This is a genomic window from Mycobacterium sp. (assembly GCF_032162105.1).
Lineage (GTDB): Bacteria > Actinomycetota > Actinomycetes > Mycobacteriales > Mycobacteriaceae > Mycobacterium.
Genome location: NZ_JAVRPS010000584.1, coordinates 1 through 20,071 on the forward strand (window position 1 = coordinate 1; position 20,071 = coordinate 20,071).

The 20,071-nt window shown below is 68.5% G+C and carries 19 protein-coding genes and 2 pseudogenes; 5 read left to right on the top strand and 16 right to left on the bottom strand.

Annotated features, from left to right (window positions below; all coding sequences use genetic code 11):
• Nucleotides 1-52: 52 nt before the first annotated feature.
• The 4 genes from QOC69_RS29735 to QOC69_RS29750 all read right to left on the bottom strand — a co-directional run bounded on the left by QOC69_RS29735 (nucleotide 53) and on the right by QOC69_RS29750 (nucleotide 3,057).
• Nucleotides 53-424, bottom strand: coding sequence for an ArsR/SmtB family transcription factor (locus QOC69_RS29735; RefSeq protein ID WP_526446105.1), 372 nt, complete (start codon nucleotides 422-424; stop codon nucleotides 53-55).
• Between the two features lie 87 nt (nucleotides 425-511).
• Complete coding sequence (locus QOC69_RS29740) at nucleotides 512-847, bottom strand: YciI family protein (RefSeq protein WP_526446106.1); 336 nt, start codon at nucleotides 845-847, stop codon at nucleotides 512-514.
• A 14-nt stretch (nucleotides 848-861) separates the two neighbouring features.
• Nucleotides 862-2,196 carry a replication-associated recombination protein A gene (locus QOC69_RS29745; protein WP_526446107.1) on the bottom strand — a complete coding sequence of 445 codons (1,335 nt, stop codon included), beginning with the start codon at nucleotides 2,194-2,196 and terminating at the stop codon, nucleotides 862-864.
• A gap of 18 nt (nucleotides 2,197-2,214) precedes the next feature.
• Nucleotides 2,215-3,057 carry a DUF3097 family protein gene (locus tag QOC69_RS29750; protein WP_526446108.1) on the bottom strand — a complete coding sequence of 281 codons (843 nt, stop codon included), beginning with the start codon at nucleotides 3,055-3,057 and terminating at the stop codon, nucleotides 2,215-2,217.
• A 69-nt stretch (nucleotides 3,058-3,126) separates the two neighbouring features.
• On the opposite strand from QOC69_RS29750, the gene QOC69_RS29755 reads away from it, so the two are divergent.
• Together QOC69_RS29755 and QOC69_RS29760 are read left to right on the top strand one after the other, a co-directional pair.
• Entirely contained in the window at nucleotides 3,127-3,711 is a 585-nt protein-coding gene (locus QOC69_RS29755) for a hypothetical protein (RefSeq protein WP_526446109.1), read from the top strand.
• A gap of 58 nt (nucleotides 3,712-3,769) precedes the next feature.
• Nucleotides 3,770-3,964, top strand: a pseudogene (locus QOC69_RS29760) (hypothetical protein); the annotation flags it as partial.
• 74 nt (nucleotides 3,965-4,038) lie between these two features.
• Here QOC69_RS29760 and QOC69_RS29765 read toward each other — a convergent pair.
• Both QOC69_RS29765 and QOC69_RS29770 read right to left on the bottom strand, forming a co-directional pair.
• Nucleotides 4,039-4,884: a hypothetical protein gene (locus QOC69_RS29765; RefSeq protein ID WP_526446110.1), complete on the bottom strand. Its 846-nt coding sequence runs from the start codon at nucleotides 4,882-4,884 to the stop codon at nucleotides 4,039-4,041.
• A 196-nt stretch (nucleotides 4,885-5,080) separates the two neighbouring features.
• Nucleotides 5,081-5,698: a hypothetical protein gene (locus QOC69_RS29770; RefSeq protein WP_526446111.1), complete on the bottom strand. Its 618-nt coding sequence runs from the start codon at nucleotides 5,696-5,698 to the stop codon at nucleotides 5,081-5,083.
• Between the two features lie 304 nt (nucleotides 5,699-6,002).
• Here QOC69_RS29770 and QOC69_RS29775 point away from each other — a divergent pair, with 304 nt between their 5' ends.
• Entirely contained in the window at nucleotides 6,003-6,527 is a 525-nt protein-coding gene (locus QOC69_RS29775) for a hypothetical protein (RefSeq protein WP_526446112.1), read from the top strand.
• Nucleotides 6,528-6,571: 44 nt separating this feature from the next.
• Here the strand turns inward: QOC69_RS29775 and QOC69_RS29780 are convergent.
• Nucleotides 6,572-6,830 (bottom strand): annotated as a pseudogene (locus tag QOC69_RS29780) (2-polyprenyl-6-methoxyphenol hydroxylase-like oxidoreductase); the annotation flags it as partial.
• Between the two features lie 8 nt (nucleotides 6,831-6,838).
• Nucleotides 6,839-7,150: a DUF4333 domain-containing protein gene (locus tag QOC69_RS29785; RefSeq protein WP_526446113.1), complete on the bottom strand. Its 312-nt coding sequence runs from the start codon at nucleotides 7,148-7,150 to the stop codon at nucleotides 6,839-6,841.
• 88 nt (nucleotides 7,151-7,238) lie between these two features.
• On the opposite strand from QOC69_RS29785, the gene QOC69_RS29790 reads away from it, so the two are divergent.
• Nucleotides 7,239-7,712: a MerR family transcriptional regulator gene (locus QOC69_RS29790; RefSeq protein WP_526446114.1), complete on the top strand. Its 474-nt coding sequence runs from the start codon at nucleotides 7,239-7,241 to the stop codon at nucleotides 7,710-7,712.
• Nucleotides 7,705-8,718 (top strand): SDR family oxidoreductase, encoded by a 1,014-nt coding sequence (locus tag QOC69_RS29795; protein WP_526446115.1) that lies wholly within the window; start codon nucleotides 7,705-7,707, stop codon nucleotides 8,716-8,718. The genes QOC69_RS29790 and QOC69_RS29795 overlap by 8 nt, the downstream gene beginning before the upstream one ends.
• A gap of 4 nt (nucleotides 8,719-8,722) precedes the next feature.
• Here the strand turns inward: QOC69_RS29795 and QOC69_RS29800 are convergent, their stop codons facing one another.
• The 8 genes from QOC69_RS29800 to QOC69_RS29835 form a co-directional block, all read right to left on the bottom strand.
• Nucleotides 8,723-9,739, bottom strand: coding sequence for an NAD(P)/FAD-dependent oxidoreductase (locus QOC69_RS29800; protein WP_526446116.1), 1,017 nt, complete (start codon nucleotides 9,737-9,739; stop codon nucleotides 8,723-8,725).
• Nucleotides 9,736-10,245, bottom strand: a complete 510-nt coding sequence (locus tag QOC69_RS29805) for an isoprenylcysteine carboxyl methyltransferase family protein (protein ID WP_526446117.1) — start codon at nucleotides 10,243-10,245, stop codon at nucleotides 9,736-9,738. Before QOC69_RS29805 ends, QOC69_RS29800 begins: the two co-directional genes overlap by 4 nt.
• A 4-nt stretch (nucleotides 10,246-10,249) precedes the next feature.
• Nucleotides 10,250-11,320 (bottom strand): type III polyketide synthase, encoded by a 1,071-nt coding sequence (locus QOC69_RS29810; RefSeq protein ID WP_526446118.1) that lies wholly within the window; start codon nucleotides 11,318-11,320, stop codon nucleotides 10,250-10,252.
• Nucleotides 11,236-11,736: an MMPL family transporter gene (locus QOC69_RS29815; protein WP_526446136.1), complete on the bottom strand. Its 501-nt coding sequence runs from the start codon at nucleotides 11,734-11,736 to the stop codon at nucleotides 11,236-11,238. Before QOC69_RS29815 ends, QOC69_RS29810 begins: the two co-directional genes overlap by 85 nt.
• 258 nt (nucleotides 11,737-11,994) lie before the next feature.
• On the bottom strand, nucleotides 11,995-13,020 hold the full coding sequence (locus QOC69_RS29820) for a zinc-binding metallopeptidase family protein (RefSeq protein ID WP_526446119.1): 1,026 nt from the start codon (nucleotides 13,018-13,020) through the stop codon (nucleotides 11,995-11,997).
• Nucleotides 13,013-13,939 carry a transglutaminase-like domain-containing protein gene (locus QOC69_RS29825; RefSeq protein ID WP_526446120.1) on the bottom strand — a complete coding sequence of 309 codons (927 nt, stop codon included), beginning with the start codon at nucleotides 13,937-13,939 and terminating at the stop codon, nucleotides 13,013-13,015. The genes QOC69_RS29820 and QOC69_RS29825 overlap by 8 nt, the downstream gene beginning before the upstream one ends.
• Entirely contained in the window at nucleotides 13,936-16,623 is a 2,688-nt protein-coding gene (locus tag QOC69_RS29830) for a circularly permuted type 2 ATP-grasp protein (protein WP_526446121.1), read from the bottom strand. Before QOC69_RS29830 ends, QOC69_RS29825 begins: the two co-directional genes overlap by 4 nt.
• The gene (locus tag QOC69_RS29835; protein ID WP_526446122.1) at nucleotides 16,623-19,970 is read right to left on the bottom strand and encodes a transglutaminase family protein; all 3,348 of its coding nucleotides are present in this window, start codon (nucleotides 19,968-19,970) and stop codon (nucleotides 16,623-16,625) included. Before QOC69_RS29835 ends, QOC69_RS29830 begins: the two co-directional genes overlap by 1 nt.
• Nucleotides 19,971-20,071: the final 101 nt, after the last annotated feature.

Below are 20,071 nucleotides of genomic sequence, written 5' to 3' on the forward strand. Positions count from 1 at the left end.
GTGAACTCCATGGCCAGGGTGTCGACCGGTGCGTTGAGGTTGAGCGCGTTCGTCATTTCTCGGTTCCTTCCTTTTCTTTCATGTGGGTCTTTGCCATCGCCGCCAGCAAGGTGTCCAGCTGGCGGTAGCTGCGTTCGGCGTCAAGCCGATATCGGTCGATCCATGCGGTCAGCCGCTCCAGTGCGGCCGCGTCGAGGTGGACGGGCCTGCGCTGCGCATCGCGAGTCCTGGTGACCAGGGCCGCCTGCTCGAGCACCTGAATGTGCTTGGACACCGCCTGTTTCGTGATGTCGAACGGCGCGGCCAACTCGTTGACCGTCGCCGAACCGCGTGACAACCTCGCCACGATGGCCCGACGGACCGGGTCGGCCAGCGCCAGGAAGGCACGGTCCAGCCCCGTCTCCGCATCTCCGTCACTTCTCAATTGTCAACCTCTATCTTGATCAACCAATTGATTGACTACCAAGCTAGAACGGGCGGAAACGGGTGTCAAGGGTGAATTTCCGGCGGTTTAGGGCAGTGCGTCGCCCGGGAAGCCCACGCAGGGGTGGACCTCGAAGGTGAACACGCCCGCCAGCACGCCGGGATCGTCGGCCATGATCGCGGTGGCTTCCTCGACCGACCCAACGAACACACCGACGCCACACACGTCTGAGTCGTCCCGCACCGGCAACACCACCGCCAGCACGCCGTCGTCGCGCAGGCCGAAGTTGCGCCGCCCGTGTTCCCAGACGATCGACGGCACATCCGCCGACGCGAAGTTGGGGCCGGGCCGCAGGATCATCACGCTGTAGGGCTTGGCCGTCGGCAGCAGCGCATTCATCTCATCGTCGGTGAACGTCTTCATCGATCTCCTCGGTGTCAGCCGCGCCTGCGCCGGACGATCGCGCGCAATTTGTCCAACCTGCCCGCGATGTCGCGCTCGGCACCGTGCGTGGTGGGCCGATAGTAGTCCACGCCGACCACCTCATTCGGCGGATACTGTTGGGGCACAACGCCATCGGGGTCATCGTGGGCGTACTTGTAGCCGATGGCATTGCCCAGCTTCTCGGCTCCGGAGTAGTGGCCGTCGCGCAGATGTGCGGGCACCAGGCCGGCCTTTCCTGCCTTGATGTCGCTCATCGCTGCACCCAGCGCCATCGTGACTGCATTCGACTTCGGTGCGGTCGCAAGGTGAACCGTGGCGTGCGCCAGCGTGAGCTGCGCCTCTGGCAAGCCGATCAACTGCACGGTCTGCGCGGCCGCCACCGCCAACGGCAAGGCAGTCGGGTCGGCCATCCCGATGTCCTCACTGGCCAGGATCATCAACCTGCGCGCGATGAACCGGGGGTCCTCCCCCGCGGTCAGCATCCTGGCCAGGTAGTGCAGGGCGGCATCCACGTCGGACCCGCGGATCGACTTGATGAACGCACTAGTGACGTCGTAGTGCTGATCGCCGTCACGGTCATAGCGCACGGCCGCCTTGTCCAGCGACTGCTCGACGGTCTCGACGGTCACCTGGTCGGTCGCCTCGGCCGCCACCTCGAGTGCGGTCAGCGCGCGCCGGGCATCTCCCGCCGCGAGGCGCACCAGCAGGTCGATCGCTTCGGGATCGACGGTGACCGCGCCGTTCAGGCCGCGGGGATCGGCGACCGCGCGCTCGACGACCGCCTGGATTGCCTCGGCGGTCAGGGGCTGCAGTTGCAGGATCAGCGACCGCGACAGCAAGGGGGCGACGACGGAGAACGACGGGTTCTCGGTGGTGGCCGCCACCAGCAGCACCACGCGGTTCTCCACCGCGGCGAGCAGCGCATCCTGCTGGGTCTTGGAGAACCGGTGCACCTCGTCGATGAACAGCACGGTCTGCTGTCCTTGCGCGGCCGCCCGCCGAGCCACCTCGATCACGGCGCGCACTTCCTTGACACCGGCCGACAGCGCCGACAGCGCTTCGAACCGCCGGCCGGTGGCGTGCGAGATCAACGACGCGAGGGTGGTCTTACCGGTACCGGGTGGGCCGTAGAGGATGACCGACGCGGCGCCCGATCCCTCGACCAGCCGACGCAGCGGTGAGCCCTGCCGCAGCAGATGGTCCTGGCCGACCACCTCGTCGAGGCCGGCGGGTCGCATCCGCACCGCAAGGGGCGCCGACGCGGGCGCGCCGTAGTCCTGCTCAGCGCGCAGGGAATCACCGCCGAGGTCGAACAGGCCGTCGGACACGCTTCAGGCTTACCACGGTCAGCCGACAGGTTGGGCGACGAAGTCGATGAGTTCCTCGACCCGGCCGATGAGCGCCGGTTCGAGGTCGTTCCAGTCGCGCACGCTGCCGCGGATCCGCCGCCACGCCTCGGCGATGTCGGCCTGCCCGGCGTGCGGCCAGCCGAGCCCCTCGCAGATGCCGTGCTTCCAGTCCGTGCCGCGTGGCACCACGGGCCAGGTCTCGAGGCCGAGACGGGCCGGTTTGACGGCCTGCCAGATGTCGATGAAGGGATGCCCGACCACCAGCGTGTGGGCACCGCCCGGTCCCCGCTCGACCGCGCCGGCGATGCGGGTCTCCTTGGAGCCGGCGACCAGGTGGTCGACGAGCACCCCGAGCCTGCGGCCGGGTCCGGGCTGGAACTCGGCGACGATGGCGGCGAGGTCGTCGATGCCCCCGAGGTACTCGACCACGACGCCCTCCACGCGGAGGTCGTCCCCCCACACCTGTTCGACGAGTTCGGCGTCGTGGCGTCCCTCGACGTAGATCCGGCTGGCCAGCGCCGTCCTGGCCCGGCCGCCGGTGACCGCCACCGATCCGGAGGCCGTCCTCGTCGGCGCGGTGGGCGCCGCCCGCCGCGGCGGGTTGAGGATCACCGGCTTGCCGTCGATCAGGTAGCCGGGGCCGACGGGAAAGGACTTCCGGCGGCCGTTGCGGTCCTCGAGCTGCATGCGCCCGTACTCGACCGCGACGATGGCGCCGACGTATCCCGTCTGGGCGTCCTCGACCACCAGGCCGATCTCGACGACCCGTTCGGTGGAGCGGGTCCGCCGCGAGCCGTGCGGGTCGCGGGCCAGCACGTCGGAGCCATATCGATCGTTCATCGAAGCGATCCTACGAAGGATCGGCGCCGATTCCGGGCATCGCCACACCGTTGTCCTACGATCGAGCGCGTGCTGTTGAACCGGGCCACCGCCGAGGGCATCGCCGACGGCATCGTCACCCTGGTGCTGCGCCGCTGGGACGTGCCGCGGGCGAAAGCCGGTGGCACGCAGCGCACTCCGGTGGGCACGATCCGCGTCGACGCCGTCACCGAGCATCCGGGTGGCTACCGGGTCACGGCGGCTCAGGCGATCGCGGCAGGCTATCCGAGTGCCAAGGCGGCGCAGGCCGATCTGGACCGGCGCCCGGCCAGGCACACCTATCTGATCGCGGTGTCCTTCCTGGCGCCCGACGAGCGTCCCGACCTGGCCGCCGACGATGCACTCGCCTACCCCGACGTCGCCGCCATCACCGCGCGATTGGATCGCTGGGACGCCGTCGGGGCGCCGTGGACGCGCGAGTACCTGCGGATGATCGGCGACAACGAGGCGGTCCGCGCACCCGACCTGGCGGCGCGGGTCGGGCTGGACGTGCCCCGGTTCAAGCGCAGGGTGCGCCAGCTGAAGGGGCTGGGCCTGACCATCAGCCTCGACGTGGGTTACCGGTTGAGTCCGCGAGGCCGCGCCTATCTCCAGTTGGCCGGGCGAGGGGGCTAGTCGAACGCCCCGCCGATCAGGGAACGGCACGTCAACCGCACGTCGGCGAGGCCCTGGTGTCGAGTTCGCCGCCGCGCGCGTGCGGGCCTTGTCGCTGTACGAGGTCCTCGACAACCTGCACAACCACTTTCGCCTGCTGACCGGCGGCGCACTCACCGCGGGGCGACGCCAACAGACCCTGCGCGCCTCGGTCGACTGGTCGCACGTGCTACCGACCGAACCCGAACGCGTCTTTGAGTTTCGTCAACCGGCTTGGCTCCGGCGGTCGTCGCGAATTTTGGCCCCGCCGGCTCGGTGACGGACTGTCTGGTCTGTGTCGGTGAGTCGCTACGTTTTGCTCGGCGGATGCTCCCAGCCGAGATGGACGTACTTTTCGATGTTTGTTGTGGAGTTGCGGACGGCCTGGATGAGCCAGTCGCCGCCGAAGGTGATTGAGGACTCGTGGGAGGCGTAGATCATCCAGTCGAGGTCGTCGACGAACCAGTATCCTTCGTCGCCGTTGTAGGAAAAGGACGTAGCTTGTAGGTCCAGCTCGTAGCTGTCGCCGGACTCGCGGATCTCGAAGAGCCTGCTGATGCCGCGCGTGGAAAGCATGGATTGGATGGCTTGTTGGCCCCCGGGTAGGGCATCGACCCAGTCGGTGTGCAGGGTGAGGCATTGGGCTTCGCGTCGTTGATCAGCGGCCACACCACCTTGCCACTGTCCCCACCGTTTGCAGAAGTCTTGGTAGTGCGCGTCGGCTTCGTCGGTTTGGAGGACGCGCTGATACGGCAGCGGTGGGCTTCGCCACCAATCGTCTTCGTCGGAGTGCTCCACAAAGCGCACGAACGCGTCGCGCTCCCCGGCCATCGCCCGTTCCTCGGTTGGGTGGTTCGGATTTTCGGTGAAGGGGTTCTGGGCGGTCTCTCCGGCCTTGGCCAGCCATGTCCGGGCGGTGTCGATCGAATCGAAATCGGTTGGGACGGCGCGTTCTACTTCCGACAGGATCGCTTGGAGCACGTTATAGCGGGGCAAGAGGCCGTAGGCTTTCTCGGTGTAGGTCCAGCCACCTCCGGGCTTGCTAGCTCGATCCTTACCGGCGGCACACAACTTGGTGTAGGCCTGCTGCCAATGGGCGATCTGCTCGAGGCAATAGCGTCGAGCGGCGTTGTGAAGCGCCGCAACAGCGTTCACGAGGATGGTGCTCCGCTCAGTAGGTCCAGGAAAGTTAGCTCGCATGCATCAGTCGCGGCGCCTACAGACTAGTTCGGTGCGCGTCGCTGCTTCATGTGGCCGTTGATGCGGGTTTCGTCTTGCGGGCCGGTGCACTCCCCTGAATTCGCGGCATGTCGCGACGGTCGATCAATCTTCATTGCATAGGCACGATTCGTCAGCCGCTTCGCCTCAGCTCGATCTCGAAGCTGACCTCGCCGTCCTGCACTGGCAGCCTGGGCAGCTGCTTGACCGCTTCGAAGAACGCGTGCATGACCGGCTGCGGCAGTTCGGCGCGGTCGGACAGATCGACGTCGTGGCCCTCGGGCGTGCATCGCATCCGGATCACCAGCTCGGCCGCAACGGCACGATCGCCGATCGCCCGCTGCGCGCAGCGCTCGACCTCGCGGCAGAACGCCGCCAGCTCGTCCGCCGAGGTCCGCACCCCCACCTCGTCCACCGCCATCAACAGCCGCACCTGCTTGATCGTCACCTCGTTGGTGGCCGGGGCACCCTCGGGTGTCGTCGGCCCATACGCATCCCAGCCGCCCTCGGCTTGGTAAGTGCGACCATCGACCGGACTGACATACTCCTGATCGCGCCAGGTCAATGCGAACGACATCCCGGTCCCGACCGCCGGGATCCCGACGTCCCTGCCCTCGATCAACGCGTCGCGGACTGCCTTCCACGAGTCCGCGGTCAACTCCATCACAAAGCCATCCTCCAGAATCCGCCCGCCGTTCTCGGGCTGCTCGGGAAGCAACAACGACAAAACACCCGCACAGCCGAGAACCATCGCTCCCCGGTGGGGTGATCGCCGCGGGACCACTCTGACCGGGCACCCAGACCAGGCAGCCATTGGCGGTCGGATCGCGCGCGGTGAGCAGCGCGAGCGGGACATCGTCCGACAGCCCCGCCAGCCGGTCCTGCCACGGCGGCTGCGCGTCGCGCAGCGCGCTAACCATGATCTGGTTGCTCTCGACGCCCACGCGCACGTCGGGGACCGCGACGCAGGGAAGCTTCGACAGCAGGCTGTGCTCGAACGTCCGCGCGAGCGACAGGCCGGGACGGCGCCGGTCGGCCCACGGCGGAAATGGGTAGTGGCTGCTCGCCTGCCCCATGCGGGCCAGGACGCGCGTGGATCCGAACTCGCGCACCGCGCGAAGCTCGTCGGTGGTGATCAGCAGCGCGGCCAGGCACGACGGCGGCAGCGGCACCCGATCGAGCGGCTGAGCCTCGACATACAGCAGGTGATGGCCAAGGAAACTCTGGGCACCGAACCTGGTGACTGCTCGGGGGCCGACGCGCTGGCCGTCGTCTGCGAGCTGATAGATCGTGGCGAGCAGGTGCAGCGGATCCTGCGGAAAGCCGTCGCTCGGCTCGTCCGGATCACGGCGCAGCGTGAACACGATCTCGGCCTGCTCCAGCGCGGCCAGTCCGTGGCTGACGTACGACCAGCACGCGATCGGCCCGCTCTGAGACTCGATGTCGTGCAGGTACACCCGCGCGGACAGCTTGCCAGTCACGACCTCGAGCTCGACCGGCCACGTCGGCTCGCCCGCCCCAACTGCCGCGGAGGGACCGAGCAGCTTCGTCCACCAGGACATGTCGTCTCCACCCCGTAGTTAAACGACCGAGTGCCGCTTGCCAATCATCCCTGCATCTCGACAGCGGCGGTCGCTCGAAAGAACCTCCGCGGCAAATCGTGTGCACCACGGGACAAGCAGTCGTGCAACGCGAGTGCTTCGAGTGCGCCCACCGTCATGCCCTGGGCATAGATCGGGTTGAATCTGCACACCGCGTCGCCGACAACCGGTAATCCCTCGGGTAGCAGAGGTGCCTTGTCGTAGCGGCGCCAACGACTGGACGGAAAGCGGTGCTGCGAAACTTGGCCCAACAGGCTCGGCGGCGCGCACTGCCTCCAACACGCTGACGCCTATTTGCTCAGCTTGGTGTTGATGTCGAACAACACCTGCTCGCCGTCGATCTTGAGCACCTTCATGTGCGCGGTGTAGTTGCCGTCCGGACCCGTGAACTTGCAGTCGAACTCCTGACCCACCTTCGCCTCGATGCCCTCAGGGCACGTCACGTCGGTCGGCTTGAAATCGGTCTTCTCGGACACCAGGTCGATGACCGACTGCGCCGCACCGTCGGGTTTGATGGTGGAGACACCGCAGGCCGCGAGCTGCAGAGCCGCCGCACCGATGAAGACGGCAGCGCCGACGCGGATGGCAAGTGTTCGGGTCATGCTGCGGAATGGTGCTAGAAGGTTTGCCAGAGGTCAATAGCAACCCGGGCCTTGACTTGAAGCGCTTCAAGTTCGGCAGAGTGGTGCCATGACCACAGACACGACCCTGACGTCCGAGCTGACCATCCAGCAGGTGTCGCGCCACACCGGCCTGGCGGAGTCGGCGCTGCGGTACTACGAGCGCATCGGGCTGATCGACGCCGTGCCCCGCGACGCGAGCAGCGGGCACCGCCGCTACCCCGCCGACCTCGTCGCCACCATCGAATCCCTGAGTTGCCTACGCGGCAGCGGAATGTCGGTCGCCGACATCCGCACCTACGTGGCCAACACGAAGCGCGGCGACGGCGCGACCTCGGATCAGCGCAGGCTCTTCGAGGCGCACGCCGCCCGGCTCCACGACGAGATTACCCGGCTGCGCCTGCGCGAGCGCTACATCACCGCCAAGGCCCGGATGTGGGCGGCCAGGGAACGCGGTGACACCGAGGCCGAACAGGAAATCATCTCAACCGTGATCGAGCTCGGCGGACGACTGCTGAACGACGAGGGGGCCCAGCGTGGTTGAGCACGACAGCCCGACCCTGGTCACCGGTGGCTCGGGATTCCTTGCCGGGCACGTGATTCTGCGACTGCTCACCGACGGTCACCGGGTACGAACGACGGTCCGCTCGCCAGGCCGCGAGGGCGGCGTCCGCGCGGCCTTGCAGCGCGCAGGCGCCGAGACGGACCGGCTCGAGTTCGCCACTGCCGATCTCACGGCCGACGACGGATGGGCCGCCGCGCTCGCGGGGTGTGAGTACGTGTTGCACGTCGCGTCACCGTTTCCCAACCGGCAACCCAAGGACGAGAATGACGTCATCCTTCCCGCACGGGAGGGAACCGTCCGGGTGCTGCGGGCCGCTTCGGCGGCCGGCATCCGCCGGGTCGTGATGACCTCGTCATTCGCCGCGGTCGGCTACAGCCCCAAACCGTCCGGCGAGCCCTATGACGAGATCGACTGGACCGACCCGTCCACGCCGCAATCTCCGTACGTGAAGTCCAAGACGCTCGCCGAGCGCGACGCCTGGGAGTTCGCGGCCGCCAATCACATTGAGCTGACGGTGATCAACCCCGTCGGGATCTTCGGGCCGGTCCTCGGCAGCAACCTGGCTACGTCGATCCAGATCGTCGAGGGCCTCCTGCACGGCCGGCCGCCGGTGCTCGCCAAGGCGTCATTCGCCGTGGTGGACGTCCGCGACGTCGCCGAGCTACACGTGCGGGCGCTGACCGATCCCCGCGCCGCAGGCCAGCGGTTTCTCGCCGCGTCCGGTCAGCCGGTCACGCTGCCGGAGATCGCGGAGATCCTGCGATCGCGGCTCGGGCCGGCGGGACGACGCGTCCCGACCCGGCAGCTACCCGACTGGGCTGTCCGGACCGCCGCTCGGGCGGTGCCCGCACTTCGCGAACTCGCGGGCCTGCTCGGCGAACCCAAGCGATTGTCCACGGCGAAGGCCACCGAACTGCTTGGCTGGCAACCACGCCCGGTGGCCGACACCATGGTCGCCACCGCCGAGAGCCTCCTCGCGGGCTGAACTCCTACTCGGCCAATTGATTGACGAGCCCGGCGAAGATGCGCGGCAACGCGGCCGCCGCGGGCACGATTGCCGAGCGCACCTTCGGTTGCGTGCTGGCCCGCAGCAAGCCCGCCGTCAGCAGGCGGTAGCGGCGGGACATCCGACGCCATTGGCGGTCGTAGTCACCGGGCCGATCGGCGGCGACGCAGCCCACCAACAGTTCCGCGGCACCGAATGCAATACCGAGCCCCTCTCCGGTCAGCGCGTCGACGTAGCCGGCGGCGTCCCCGACCAGCAGCACCCGGCCCGCGGCCCTGGCGCGCACCTTCTGCCGCAACGGGCCCGCCGCCCGGTCCGGGCCGTGCGGACAGCCCTTCACCCGGTCCACTAGCGCAGCGAAATCATCGAAGTGGCTGTCGAATCCGCCCCGACGCGAGGTGAGGATCACGATGCCCACGCAATCCTCGGCGACGGGAGTGACGTAGGCCTCGGCGTGGCGACCCCAGTGCACCTCGACGTGGTCGGTCCACGGCGCCACGTGCAAGTGCCTGCGGATCCCCCACCGTCGCGTGTCGCCGGACGGCACCTCAAGGCCCATCGACCGACGGATCGGCGAGTGCAACCCATCGGCTGCGGCGAGGTAGCGCGCTCGCATCCCGCCGGCGTGAACCGACTCCGCGTCCTGGGCCACGTCGGTGACTTCGCCCTGGACGACGGGCACCCCGGCGGCGTCCACGGCAGCCGCGAGTGCGGCGTGCAACGCCGTCCTGCGCACGCCCCGGCCGGAGCCAGAGCGGAACGGTGCACTGACCGACCGCCGACCGTCCAGGTACGTGATGCCGCCCAGCGGGTTGCCCGGCGGCCGGACTCCGAGTCGGTCCAACTGAGCGACGGTGTGCGGCATCAAGCCTTCCCCGCACGCCTTGTCTATGCTGCCGCCGCGCGGCTCGACGACCACCACCTCCAGACCCGCCCGCGCTCCGTGCAGCGCGGTCGCGAGCCCGGCCGGCCCACCCCCGGCGACGATCAGGTCGATCACGTCAGACTCGCCAGTGCAGCGTTCTCGACCTTGATCCGCGCCGCCATGAGCGCCGCGTTCAGCACCGTGAACGCCAAGGCCGTGATCCATGCGGTGTGCACGAGCGGCAAGGCGACGCCTTCGAGCGCGACGGCGACGTAGTTCGGGTGCGGCAGATAGCGGTACGGGCCGCCGGTGACCCGCGGCGCGCCGGGCACGACGACGACCCGGGTGTTCCATTGCCAGCCCAGGGTGGCGATGCACCACCACCGCAAGCCTTGCGCGGCCAGCACGACGGCCAGCATCGGCCAGCCGAGGGCCGGGATGAAGGGCCGGTGCAACGCGAGGACTTCGATCAGGCAGGCCGCGAGCAGAGCCGTGTGCAGGACGACCATCGCCGGATAGTGGCCAGCCCCGAACTCGGAGCCGCCGCGGGCCCTGCTCGTTGCGAGATTGCGTTGGGACACCACGAGTTCGGCCACGCGTTCGGCGGCCACCAACCCGATGAGGATCACATAAGCGATCACGCGATCAGTGCCAGCGCAGGAGCACGAGTTCCGAGCAGAAGCCGGGACCCATCGCCATCAGCAGGCCGGGGCTTCCGCTGGGCGGACGTTTGGCGATCGTGTCGCGCAACACGTGCAGCACCGACGCCGAGGAGAGGTTGCCCACCTCGCTGAGCGAACGCCACGTCAGCTCGAGCGCGTCATCGGGCAAACCCAGTGTCGCGGTGATCGCCTCGATCACCTTGGGTCCGCCGGGATGACTCACCCAGGCACCGACCTGGTCGACGCTCAGGTGGTGCGCCGCAAGGAATTCGGTGACGTCGTCGCCCAGGTAGCGTTCCACGACGTCGGGCACTTCGCGACCAAGGACGATCCGGAATCCGGAGGCGCCGATATCCCATCCCATCGTCCGCAAGGAGTCCGGATAGAGGTGGCTGCGCGAATCGAGTACGTCCGGCCCGCTGGCGCCGATCGTGTCGGCACGCCGCGCGCCGGCCGCCACCACGGCGGCCGCTCCGTCGCCGAACAATGATCCGGCGACGAGGTTGGCTCCGGATGGATCCGCCGTTTGCAGGGTGAGGGAGCAGAGCTCGACCGCCACGAGTGCGGCGACGTCATCCGGCGCGCCACGCAGGTAGTCGTTCATCCGCGCCACTCCCGCGGCGCCGGCCACGCAGCCGAGGCCGAAGATCGGCACCCTGCGGACATCGGGGCGCAGGCCCACCCGCGCGGCGATGCGCGCATCCAGCGACGGCACAGCGACGCCGGTCACGGTCGTCGACATGATCAGATCGACGTCGCCAGGGCGCAGGCCTGCCTCGTCGAGCGCCCCCAGCAGCGCAGCACACCCGAGTTCGGTTGCCTTGTCGATGAACACGTCGTTGGCCTGCCCGAAGTCTGCCAGCTTCGGATAGTCCTCCAGCGGGAGTACCAGGTGGCGGCTGGCGACCTTCGAGCTGGCGTGCAAGTGCCGGATCAGGGCCTCGTGCGGCGCGTTCACGGGCAGGTCGATCAGTTGCTGGGTGATCTCGGCTTGGGTGTAACGATGCGGTGGCAGCGCACCATGTACTCCGGCGATGACACTTGTCTTATCCATCTAACTAACACGATCCCCGGCGCCGGTTGGTTCGATCCCGCTCCGTCACGATGAGACGGGCGTCGTCGAATTCTGTTCTGGGTTCGTCGTCGATCCCGATGCGCTGGTGCAGCCGTACCAACGGTTTTGGCGCCCACCAGACCCACCTGCCCAGGACGTGCATGAAGGCCGGCACCAGGCACCATCCGCACCAGCGTGGCATCGACCACCACGGCCAGCGTCAAGCCGAGCCCGAACAAACCCATGACCTGTGCCTGCGCTGCGATCAACGCCGCGAATGAGATCGACATCACCAGAGCGGCGGCAGTGATCACCCGTCCCGTGTGGGCCAGCCCGAGTGCGACGCTCTCGTCGTTGTCGGCACGGGCGCGAAGCGTCCGATGTCCCCGATCGGGCGGATGCGGTCTTGACCCAATACTCGCGGATCCAGGAGATCAGGGAACACCTCGTAATCCATCGACAGCCCCAAGGCGATGCACCATCACGAGCGCGGCGATCGCGATGATCCTGCGGGGCGCCGCGATCGCCAGCACTGCGATACGAAACAGCACCTTGACGTCCTTCCAAGGGGCGTTCGGAATGCAACGCCCCTTGTCATCACGATTCCGGGGGAGAAAGGTTTCACTCGCCACCTGCGTGCGCGATGGGGGCGGACGGTTCTGCGCAGGCTTTCGCTACGCGTGTTTCTCGTCGATGACGGTGTGGATGAAGCGCATCTTGTTCAGCACCGCGGGGGGCAGCACGAACGGGTAGATGTCATCCTTGCCCATCGACCGGTTCACCATGTTCAGCCCCCAGGCGAGCGGCAGCCACATCTCGATGATCGTGTCGAACCCGCTGGGCCCCAACGTTCGTCGCTCCAAGGTCGCACCCGATGGCGCGAACCCGAACGCCGCCGACGTGTCAAGGGTGTCGCGGATGTGCAGGTAGTGCGCGAACGTCTCGGCCCAGTCCTCCGCGGGATGCATGCTGGCGTAGGAGGACACGAAGTCCTTGTCCCAGCCCGGCGGGGCGCCGTCACGGTAGTGCCGGTTCAGTGCGGCTTGATAGTCGGCGTTCGGGTCGCCGAACAGCTCGGTGAACCGCGCGGTGTTGTCGGCCGACGGTCCGACCAGGCGATAGAAGTAGTAGTGCCCGATCTCGTGGCGGAAGTGGCCCAACAGTGTGCGGTACGGCTCGGCCATGGCGATCCGCAACTGCTCGCGGTGCACGTCGTCGCCTTCGGCGAGGTCCAGGGTGATGACGCCGTTGTGGTGTCCGGTGACGACCTTCTCGGTCTCGCTGGACAGCAGATCGAACGCGAGACCGTAGTTGGGGTCCTCATTGCGGCCGACGATCGGCAACTTCAGCTCGTGCAGTTCGACGATCAGCCTCCGCTTGGCCTTCTCCGCGTCCGCGAACGCCGCCATGGCCTTGACGTCGCCGTTGGCGGGGCGGGTGCGGGTCAACGCGCACGACGCGCATAGCTGCCCCACCGGGTACTTCTCTACCAGCCAGTTGCATTCGGCCAGATGAAGATTGGCGCAGAGACGGTACTCGCTCTCGTCGACCGCGCCTGCGTGCTCGCTCTCCGGCCCAGGGGCGATGACCAGCAGCGCCATGTCGGCCAGCGAGAAACCGAGCGCGTGGCCACACGACAGGCACACCGAGTTCTCGAACGCCAACCTCTGACCGCAATTGGGACAGGTGAAGTCACGCACGAAGAATTCCTCCCTCGAACGGCGCAACGTCCACGGCCACGTCGATCACACTCTTCTCCGAGTCGGTGTAGATGATTCCCCGTAGCGGCGGCACGTCGGCGTAGTCGCGGCCGAAACCCACCACGATGTACCGCTCGTCGATCATCTGGTCGTTGGTGGGGTCAAGGCCCAGCCACTGGTTCTGCGGTGTCCACACCGATGCCCAGGCGTGCGTCGCATCGACGCCGACCATGCGCTGCTTGCCAGGTGGCGGGTCCGTCGCGAGATACCCGGAGACGTAACTGGCGGCGAGACCGTTGGCGCGCAGGCAGGCGATCGCCAGCCGGGCGAAATCCTGGCACACCCCTTCGCGGGCAGCCAGAACCTCGCCGACCTGGGTGGACACCGTCGTCGAGCCCGACCGGTAGGTGAAGTCCGAGTAGATCCGGGCGTTCAGGTCGCGCAGCACCTCGATCAAGGGCCGGCCCGGTTCGAAACTCGGTGCGGCGTAAGCGCGTACCTCGTCGGTGATTTCGGCCGGCTGCAGATCCAGGGTGAACTCGACGGCCAGCGCGCCGTCCGGTCCGACCGGGCGGGCGATCTCCCATGGCGCATTCGCCGAACCGCCGCCGTACAGCTCAGCAGGGGGCGGGTCCACGTCGACGACCGAGTGGCTGGTGACCGACAGGGTGCGGTGCCGCTCGGTGACGTGGAAGTACGAGCTGATGTTGCCGTACGCGTCACGGCTCGTCGAGCTGTCCGCGGCCTCTGGCGCGAGCACCAACTCGTGCGTAAGACAGCGCTGCCAGGGCGAGTCCCTCGGAGTGAGGAAGCCCCGGCCGTACGAGCTGGTGACGTCGTCGGAGTACTTGTACACGGTCCGGTGCGTCACCTCGTAGCACCGGCCACCGCCGCCCGTCGGTCCGTCGGAGAAGGTCACGGCATCACGCGCCGCTCGTCGGGTCCCCACAGCGGTTGCATGCCGCCCGGCAGCGACAGATGGGTCGCAGTGATCAGGCCCGACAGCTCGCGCAGGCCGGCGTGCATGCCGCCGAGGAGCTCGGCCAGTTCGGCCCGCTTGCCTTCGGGCGTCACGTCTTCCAGGTCGGCCGGGTCGAGCCGGCGCAGCCGCGCGGCGACCTCGTCGATCAGCCGTTCCGGTTTGGTGGACCCCGACGACGAGGGCAGCGCCTTGAGGTTGGTGCGCAACCGCTCGAACTGATAGGCCAGCGAGCGAGGGTTCTCCTCGTCGAACAGCACCAGGTCCGCCACCGCGGCCACACTCACCTTGCCAAGGGTGCGCCTGCGGTAGATCACCGACGACTCGCACGCCACCAGCGTCGACTCGGTGATCGTCTGCTCGGCACCGGCACTCCGCACGGTGGTGAGCGTGGCACTCAGCAGCGCTGTCAGCCAAATGCCCCGCTCAATGCGCTTGCCGATGTCCATCATCGTCCAGCCGACGTCCTGCACCATCGACTCGGCGGCCACCCCGGACAGGGCCAGCATTCCGGCGAGCGTCTGGCTGTGCGCGGTCGCCAGATAGGACTCGCCCTCGGTTGGTGACTCAGGCGGCCCACCCGACGGGTGCATCACCGCGCGCTCCACCGCGGCCAGCACCATCCAGGTGTCGTTGGACATCTGGTCGCGCACCGCACGCGAGCTCAGGCCGAGGCGTTCGACCGACTGCGCCAACGCGCCGGGGCGGTGCCGATCAGCGGTGAGCGACCAGAGCGTGGTCGGTGCGGTGGCCACCATCTCGGCGTCGTCGTCGGCTCCCGTGTCGGTGCCGGTGATCTTGCCGAGCGCAGCCAGCAACACCGGCACGCACTCGCTGCCTGGCAGCTCGCGGCGGTACCGGAACTCGTGGTAGCGCTCGCGGGTGACGGTGAGCAGCCGAGCCATGCTCTCCGCCCGCTCGGCGTAGCGCCCGAGCCAGAACAGGTCGGACAGCACGCGCGGCGAGCTGACCGCGCGGGTCGGGCTTGGCGTCATCATCGCTGGTAGGTCCACGGACGGCGGCGGGATCCGTTCGGCCGTCACCCGAGTCGGCGTGCGAACCCAGATGTCCTTGGCAGCAACGGTGTTCAGCTTGTACGCGGCATTTCCGGGTACCAGCAGATAACCAAGCCCACCGATCATCGGGGCAAACCCGCCCCGTTGGGCGACGGTGAACAGCCGCATGCCGACGCTGCCCGCCGACAACCCGCCAGGGTGCAGGTCGGTCGGTGCCGACGAGAACTGCGGCAACTCCTGGCCCACCCACTGCCAGGGCGTGGCGCCGATCCGCGCAGCGAGGTCCTCGCGCTGGGTGGTCGAGAGCGCGGGGCCGACGATCGCCTCACCACCGGTCACCGGCTTGATCAGCAGTGTCGACAGGTGGGCGAGCAGATACGACCGCTCGACGTCGATGCCGCCCCAGTACGCAGGAGCGGTGTTCAGCAACGGTGTCTCGCCGAGTAACAGTTCGGCCAACTCGGGCAGGAACCGAAGCAGCCCTGGGCTTTCCAGGATGCCGCTGCCCAACGTGTTGACCACGGTCACCGCCCCGCGACGCAACACCTCGACCAGCCCGACGACACCGAGCCGCGAATCCGCACGCAGATCGAGCGGGTCGGCGTACTCGGCGTCGACGCGGCGCAGCACCACGTCGACGCGTTTGAGCGTGCCGAGCGACCGCATCCACAGCTTGCCGTCGCGGACCACCAGGTCGGCGCTCTCCACCAACGGGAAGCCCAGCACGCTGGCCAGATACGCCTGGTCGAACGCGGTCTCGGAGTGGATGCCGGGGCTCAGCACCACCACGACGGGTTCCTCGGCGGACTCGGGTGCGGCGTCGATGAGCGCCAGACGCAGCGCCTGCGCCCATGGCGACGCGGGCCGCGGGCCGATGCGCTCGTAGAGGTCGGGGATGGCGTGCGCCACCACGCGGCGGTCGGCCATCGCGTAGCCGGCCCCCGACGGCGCCTGCGTCCAGTCGGCGTTCACCAGGAACTCGCCCGTCGCGGCGCGGCTGACGTCGCATCCGTGCAGGAACAACTGATGGCGCCCCGGCACTTCGATGCCGCGGGCGGCCCGCACATAACCGGGATGGGCGAACACCAGCGCCGCAGGCAGCGTGCCGCTGGTGATCGAACGGCGCGGCCCGTACAGGTCGGCCAGCACGGCGTCGAGCAATCGGGAGCGCTGCACCAGGCCGGACTCGAGGACGTCCCAGTCCGACGCCGAGATCAACAGCGGCAGCGCGTCGAGATGCCACGGGCCGGGCACCGCCGTGCCGTCGCCGTTGGTGATTGCGTCCCCGTGCCGGTCCACCTGCACGAACGTGATGCCGTCGTTGTCGACGAGCCCGCGGACCACCGATCGCAGCCGGGCCAGGCCGCCGCGACCTCGCTCCCCCACGCATTCGGCCAGTTCCTGCCACGCCGACCGGATGTTGCCCGCCGCGTCGACCAACTCGTCGTAACCGGTGCCCGCCCCACCACGGACGTCGAACAGCGTCTCCTGGGCGCGCGTTGCGCGGTATCCGGCCAGCACGTTGTCGGCATCGCCGACGATCAGCCGACGGTCGGCATCGCCGACGGCAGGGGTCGGCTCGGGTGGGCCACTAGCGCGAAGAACCATCAACGCAGAACGGTACGCACCCGGCGCAGATCCAAGATCCCCGGCGCGCCCACATCGGTGGACTGGCGGGCCTGCTTCTCGCGGATGTCGGACATGTCGACCTGACCCGGGGTGAAACCGGTCGCTTCGAAGCGCCTGCCGCGGCGGGACTCGGCTTCCACGGCGTTGACGGGTGGGTTGTCGTAGGACCGGCCGCCGGGATGGGACACGTGGTACGTGCAGCCACCACGCGACATCCCCGTGCCGGCGTCGATGAGTTCGAAGCGCAGCGGCCCATCGACGGTGATGGTTGGGTGCAGTGCGCTCGGCGGCTGCCAGGCGCGGTAACGCACCCCGCCGACCTGGACGTCGGAATTGTCGGTGGCCAGCAGCGGGATGGGGTGCCCGTTGGCCGTGACCACGTAACGGTGCCGGTCGGCGCCGATGAGCCGGATCTGGACGCGTTCCACCGACGAGTCGACGTAGCGGGCGGTACCACCCGCGGTGGACTCCTCCCCGAGCACGTTCCACGGCTCGATCGCACCGCGCAACTCGATCTCGACGCCGTCGAACACCGCGGTGCCGATGCGCGGGAAGCGGAACTCCGTGAAGGGGTCCAGCCAACTGGTGTCGAAGTGGATGCCGTGCGACCTCAGGTCGGCGGCGACATCGGCGATGTCGTGAATCAGGAAATGCGGCAACAGGTATCGGCCGTGCAGGTTGGCGCCGTGCCGGATCAGCGGCGCGCGCAGCGGCTCGTCCCAGAACCAAGAGACCAATGACCGCACCAGCAGCGACTGCACCATCGCCATCTGGAAGTGCGGCGGCATCTCGAAGCCGCGCAACTCCAGCAGGCCGAGGCGGCCACGCGCGCTGTCGGGGCTGTACAGCTTGTCGATGCAGAACTCGGCGCGGTGGGTGTTGCCGGTGATGTCGGTGAGCAGGTGGCGCAGTGCGCGGTCGGTCACCCACGGCTTGGCCGCGGAACCGCCTGTCAGCCGGGCGATCTCGGCGAACGCGATCTCCAGTTCGTAGAGCGATTCCGAGCGGCCCTCGTCGACCCGGGGCGCTTGCGAGGTGGTGCCGATGAATCGTCCGGCGAACAGGTAGGACAGCGCTGGGTGACGCTGCCAGTAGGTCAGCATCGACACCAGCAGGTCGGACCTGCGCAGCATCGGCGAGTCTGCAGGGGTGATGCCACCGAGCGTGATGTGGTTGCCACCGCCGGTGCCGCCGTGCGTGCCGTCGAAGTCGAACGATTCGGTGGACAACCGGGTCAGGCGGGCCTGCTCGTAGAGCGTCTCCAGCTGCTGGCGCTGGTCGGCGAAACTGACCGTCGGCGCGACGTTGACCTCGATGACACCGGGGTCGGGCGTGACGGACATCGACACCAGACGCGGGTCGGGAGGCGGGCCGTAACCCTCGATGACGACCGGGCAGTCGGCCTTGGTGGCGGCCGCCTCGATCCGTGCGACGAGGTCGATGAAGTGTTCGAGTTCCTCAGTGGGCGGCAGGAATACGTACAGCAGGCCGTCGCGGACCTCTGCCACCATCGCGGTGGGGGGCACGCCGTCGGCCTCCTCCACCGGAGCCGCGTCGTCGGTTTCGGGTCGCGGCGGTTGGATCAGGGCGCCGTGGCGCCTCAACGGGTCGGCGTCGAACGACGGCCGCGGCGGATGCCAGCTGATCGAGTCGAGCGGCAGTCGCAGACCGGCAGGCGAGTCGCCGTCGAGAAGCACGATGCGGCCGCGGCGCAGTTGCCAGTCCGCGCTGGCCCAGCCGGACTCGTCGTCGCGCCGGTGCAGCGGCAACACGTAGGCGGCGGGCCCGGCGACGGGGTCCTCGAGTTTGGCCAGCAGCCCGGCCCTGGCGTCGGTGGCGTCGGCTTCCAGGTCGTCTCCCGGCGCGACCGGGTCGCCCGCGGGTTGGCGTACCGACTTGCCCAACCGGCTCAGCGCGTCTTCATACGCCGGGCGCACCTGGGTGGCTGGCAGTCCGAGACCGTCGACGATGGCGTTGAGTAGCTGCCGTGCTGCGTCGGGTGCCAAGGCCCGGGGCGCAGTGCTTGATGTCGCCGCCGGGGCGGCTCCGGAAGGCCACGGATCGGCCAGCAGTGCCTCGTTGCTCCACAGCGGCACGCCGTCGGCACGCCAGTACAGGCCGATCTGCCAGCGCGGCAAAGGTTCTCCCGGATACCACTTGCCCTGGCTGCGTTGCACCAGCCCCTGCGGGGCCCACTGGGCCTTGAGCCGGGCGGCCAGCGCCGAGGCCCGCTGCCGTTTGTGTGGCCCGTCGGCGTCGGTGGTCCACTCCGGGTCGACCTGGTTGTCGATGGAGACGAACGTCGGCTCGCCGCCCACGGTGAGGCGCACGTCCGCGGCGGCCAGCCGGTCGTCGACCCGGGCGCCGAGCGCACAGATCGCGTCCCACGCCGCGCCGGTGTACGGCAGGGTCACCCGCGGATCCTCGTGCACGCGCGTCACCACGTTGGAGAACTCGAGCGTGGTCTCGGACGGCTCGGTGGCGCCGGTGATCGGGGCCGAGGACGCCGGGTGCGGGGTCGCCGACAGGGGTATGTGCCCCTCACCGGCGAACAGCCCCGACGTCGGGTCGAGCCCGATCCAGCCGGCGCCGGGGATGTAGACCTCGGTCCAGGCGTGCAGGTCGGTGAAGTCGGCGGCCGGACCGGAGGGTCCGTCGAGCGCTTTGACGTCGGAGGTCAGCTGGACCAGGTAGCCGGACACGAACCGGGCGGCCAGGCCCATCTGGCGCAGGATCGAGACCAGCAGCCACGCCGAGTCGCGGCAGGATCCGATGCCGGTGCGCAGCGTGAAGTCGGGGGTCTGCACGCCGGGTTCCATGCGCAGGCTGTAGCCGACGTCGCCGTTGACCGCGCGGTTGAGCGCGACCAGGAAGTCGATGGTGCGGGTGCCGCTGGCGACCGAGAAGTCCTTCACCCACGCCTGGGCCAGGTCGCCGGGGCCCGATCCCTCGTCGCTCTCGTCGACCGGCCGCAGGTAGGGCTTGAGGTCTTCGGCCAGCGCCTTGGGGTACTCGAAGCCGATCGTTTCGGCGTACTCCTCGATGAAGAAGTCGAACGGGTTGATCACCTTGAGGTCGGCGATCAGGCCGACGGTGATGGTGAGGCTGCGGGTGCGGGACGGAAAGACCAGCCGGGCGAGGAAGTTGCCGAACGCGTCCTGCTGCCAGTTCACGAAGTGGTCGGCCGGCTCGACGGTCAGCGAGTAGGCCTCGATCGGGGTACGGGAGTGCGGCGCCGGACGCAGCCGGACGACGTGGGGGTGCACCTCCACTAGTCGGTCGAACGTGTAGCTGGTGCGATGCTCCAGCGCCACCTTGATTCCCATAGGGCTTGATCCCACCACACCGGGCATTCCCACGCAGTGCGCATGCCCGGCGCGGACGTTCAGGGCTGCGCCGCGCGCGAAATGAGGGCGTCGGTGCCCTC

Bases quoted from the DNA above. Each gene is read 5' to 3' on its own strand.
- QOC69_RS29740 (WP_526446106.1), bottom strand. From the start codon at position 847: ATGAAGACGTTCACCGACGATGAGATGAATGCGCTGCTGCCGACGGCC.
- QOC69_RS29750 (WP_526446108.1), bottom strand. From the start codon at position 3,057: ATGAACGATCGATATGGCTCCGACGTGCTGGCCCGCGACCCGCACGGC.
- QOC69_RS29770 (WP_526446111.1), bottom strand. From the start codon at position 5,698: ATGGTTCTCGGCTGTGCGGGTGTTTTGTCGTTGTTGCTTCCCGAGCAG.
- QOC69_RS29785 (WP_526446113.1), bottom strand. From the start codon at position 7,150: ATGACCCGAACACTTGCCATCCGCGTCGGCGCTGCCGTCTTCATCGGT.
- QOC69_RS29790 (WP_526446114.1), top strand. From the start codon at position 7,239: ATGACCACAGACACGACCCTGACGTCCGAGCTGACCATCCAGCAGGTG.
- QOC69_RS29810 (WP_526446118.1), bottom strand. From the start codon at position 11,320: ATGGATAAGACAAGTGTCATCGCCGGAGTACATGGTGCGCTGCCACCG.
- QOC69_RS29830 (WP_526446121.1), bottom strand. From the start codon at position 16,623: ATGGTTCTTCGCGCTAGTGGCCCACCCGAGCCGACCCCTGCCGTCGGC.
- QOC69_RS29835 (WP_526446122.1), bottom strand. From the start codon at position 19,970: ATGGGAATCAAGGTGGCGCTGGAGCATCGCACCAGCTACACGTTCGAC.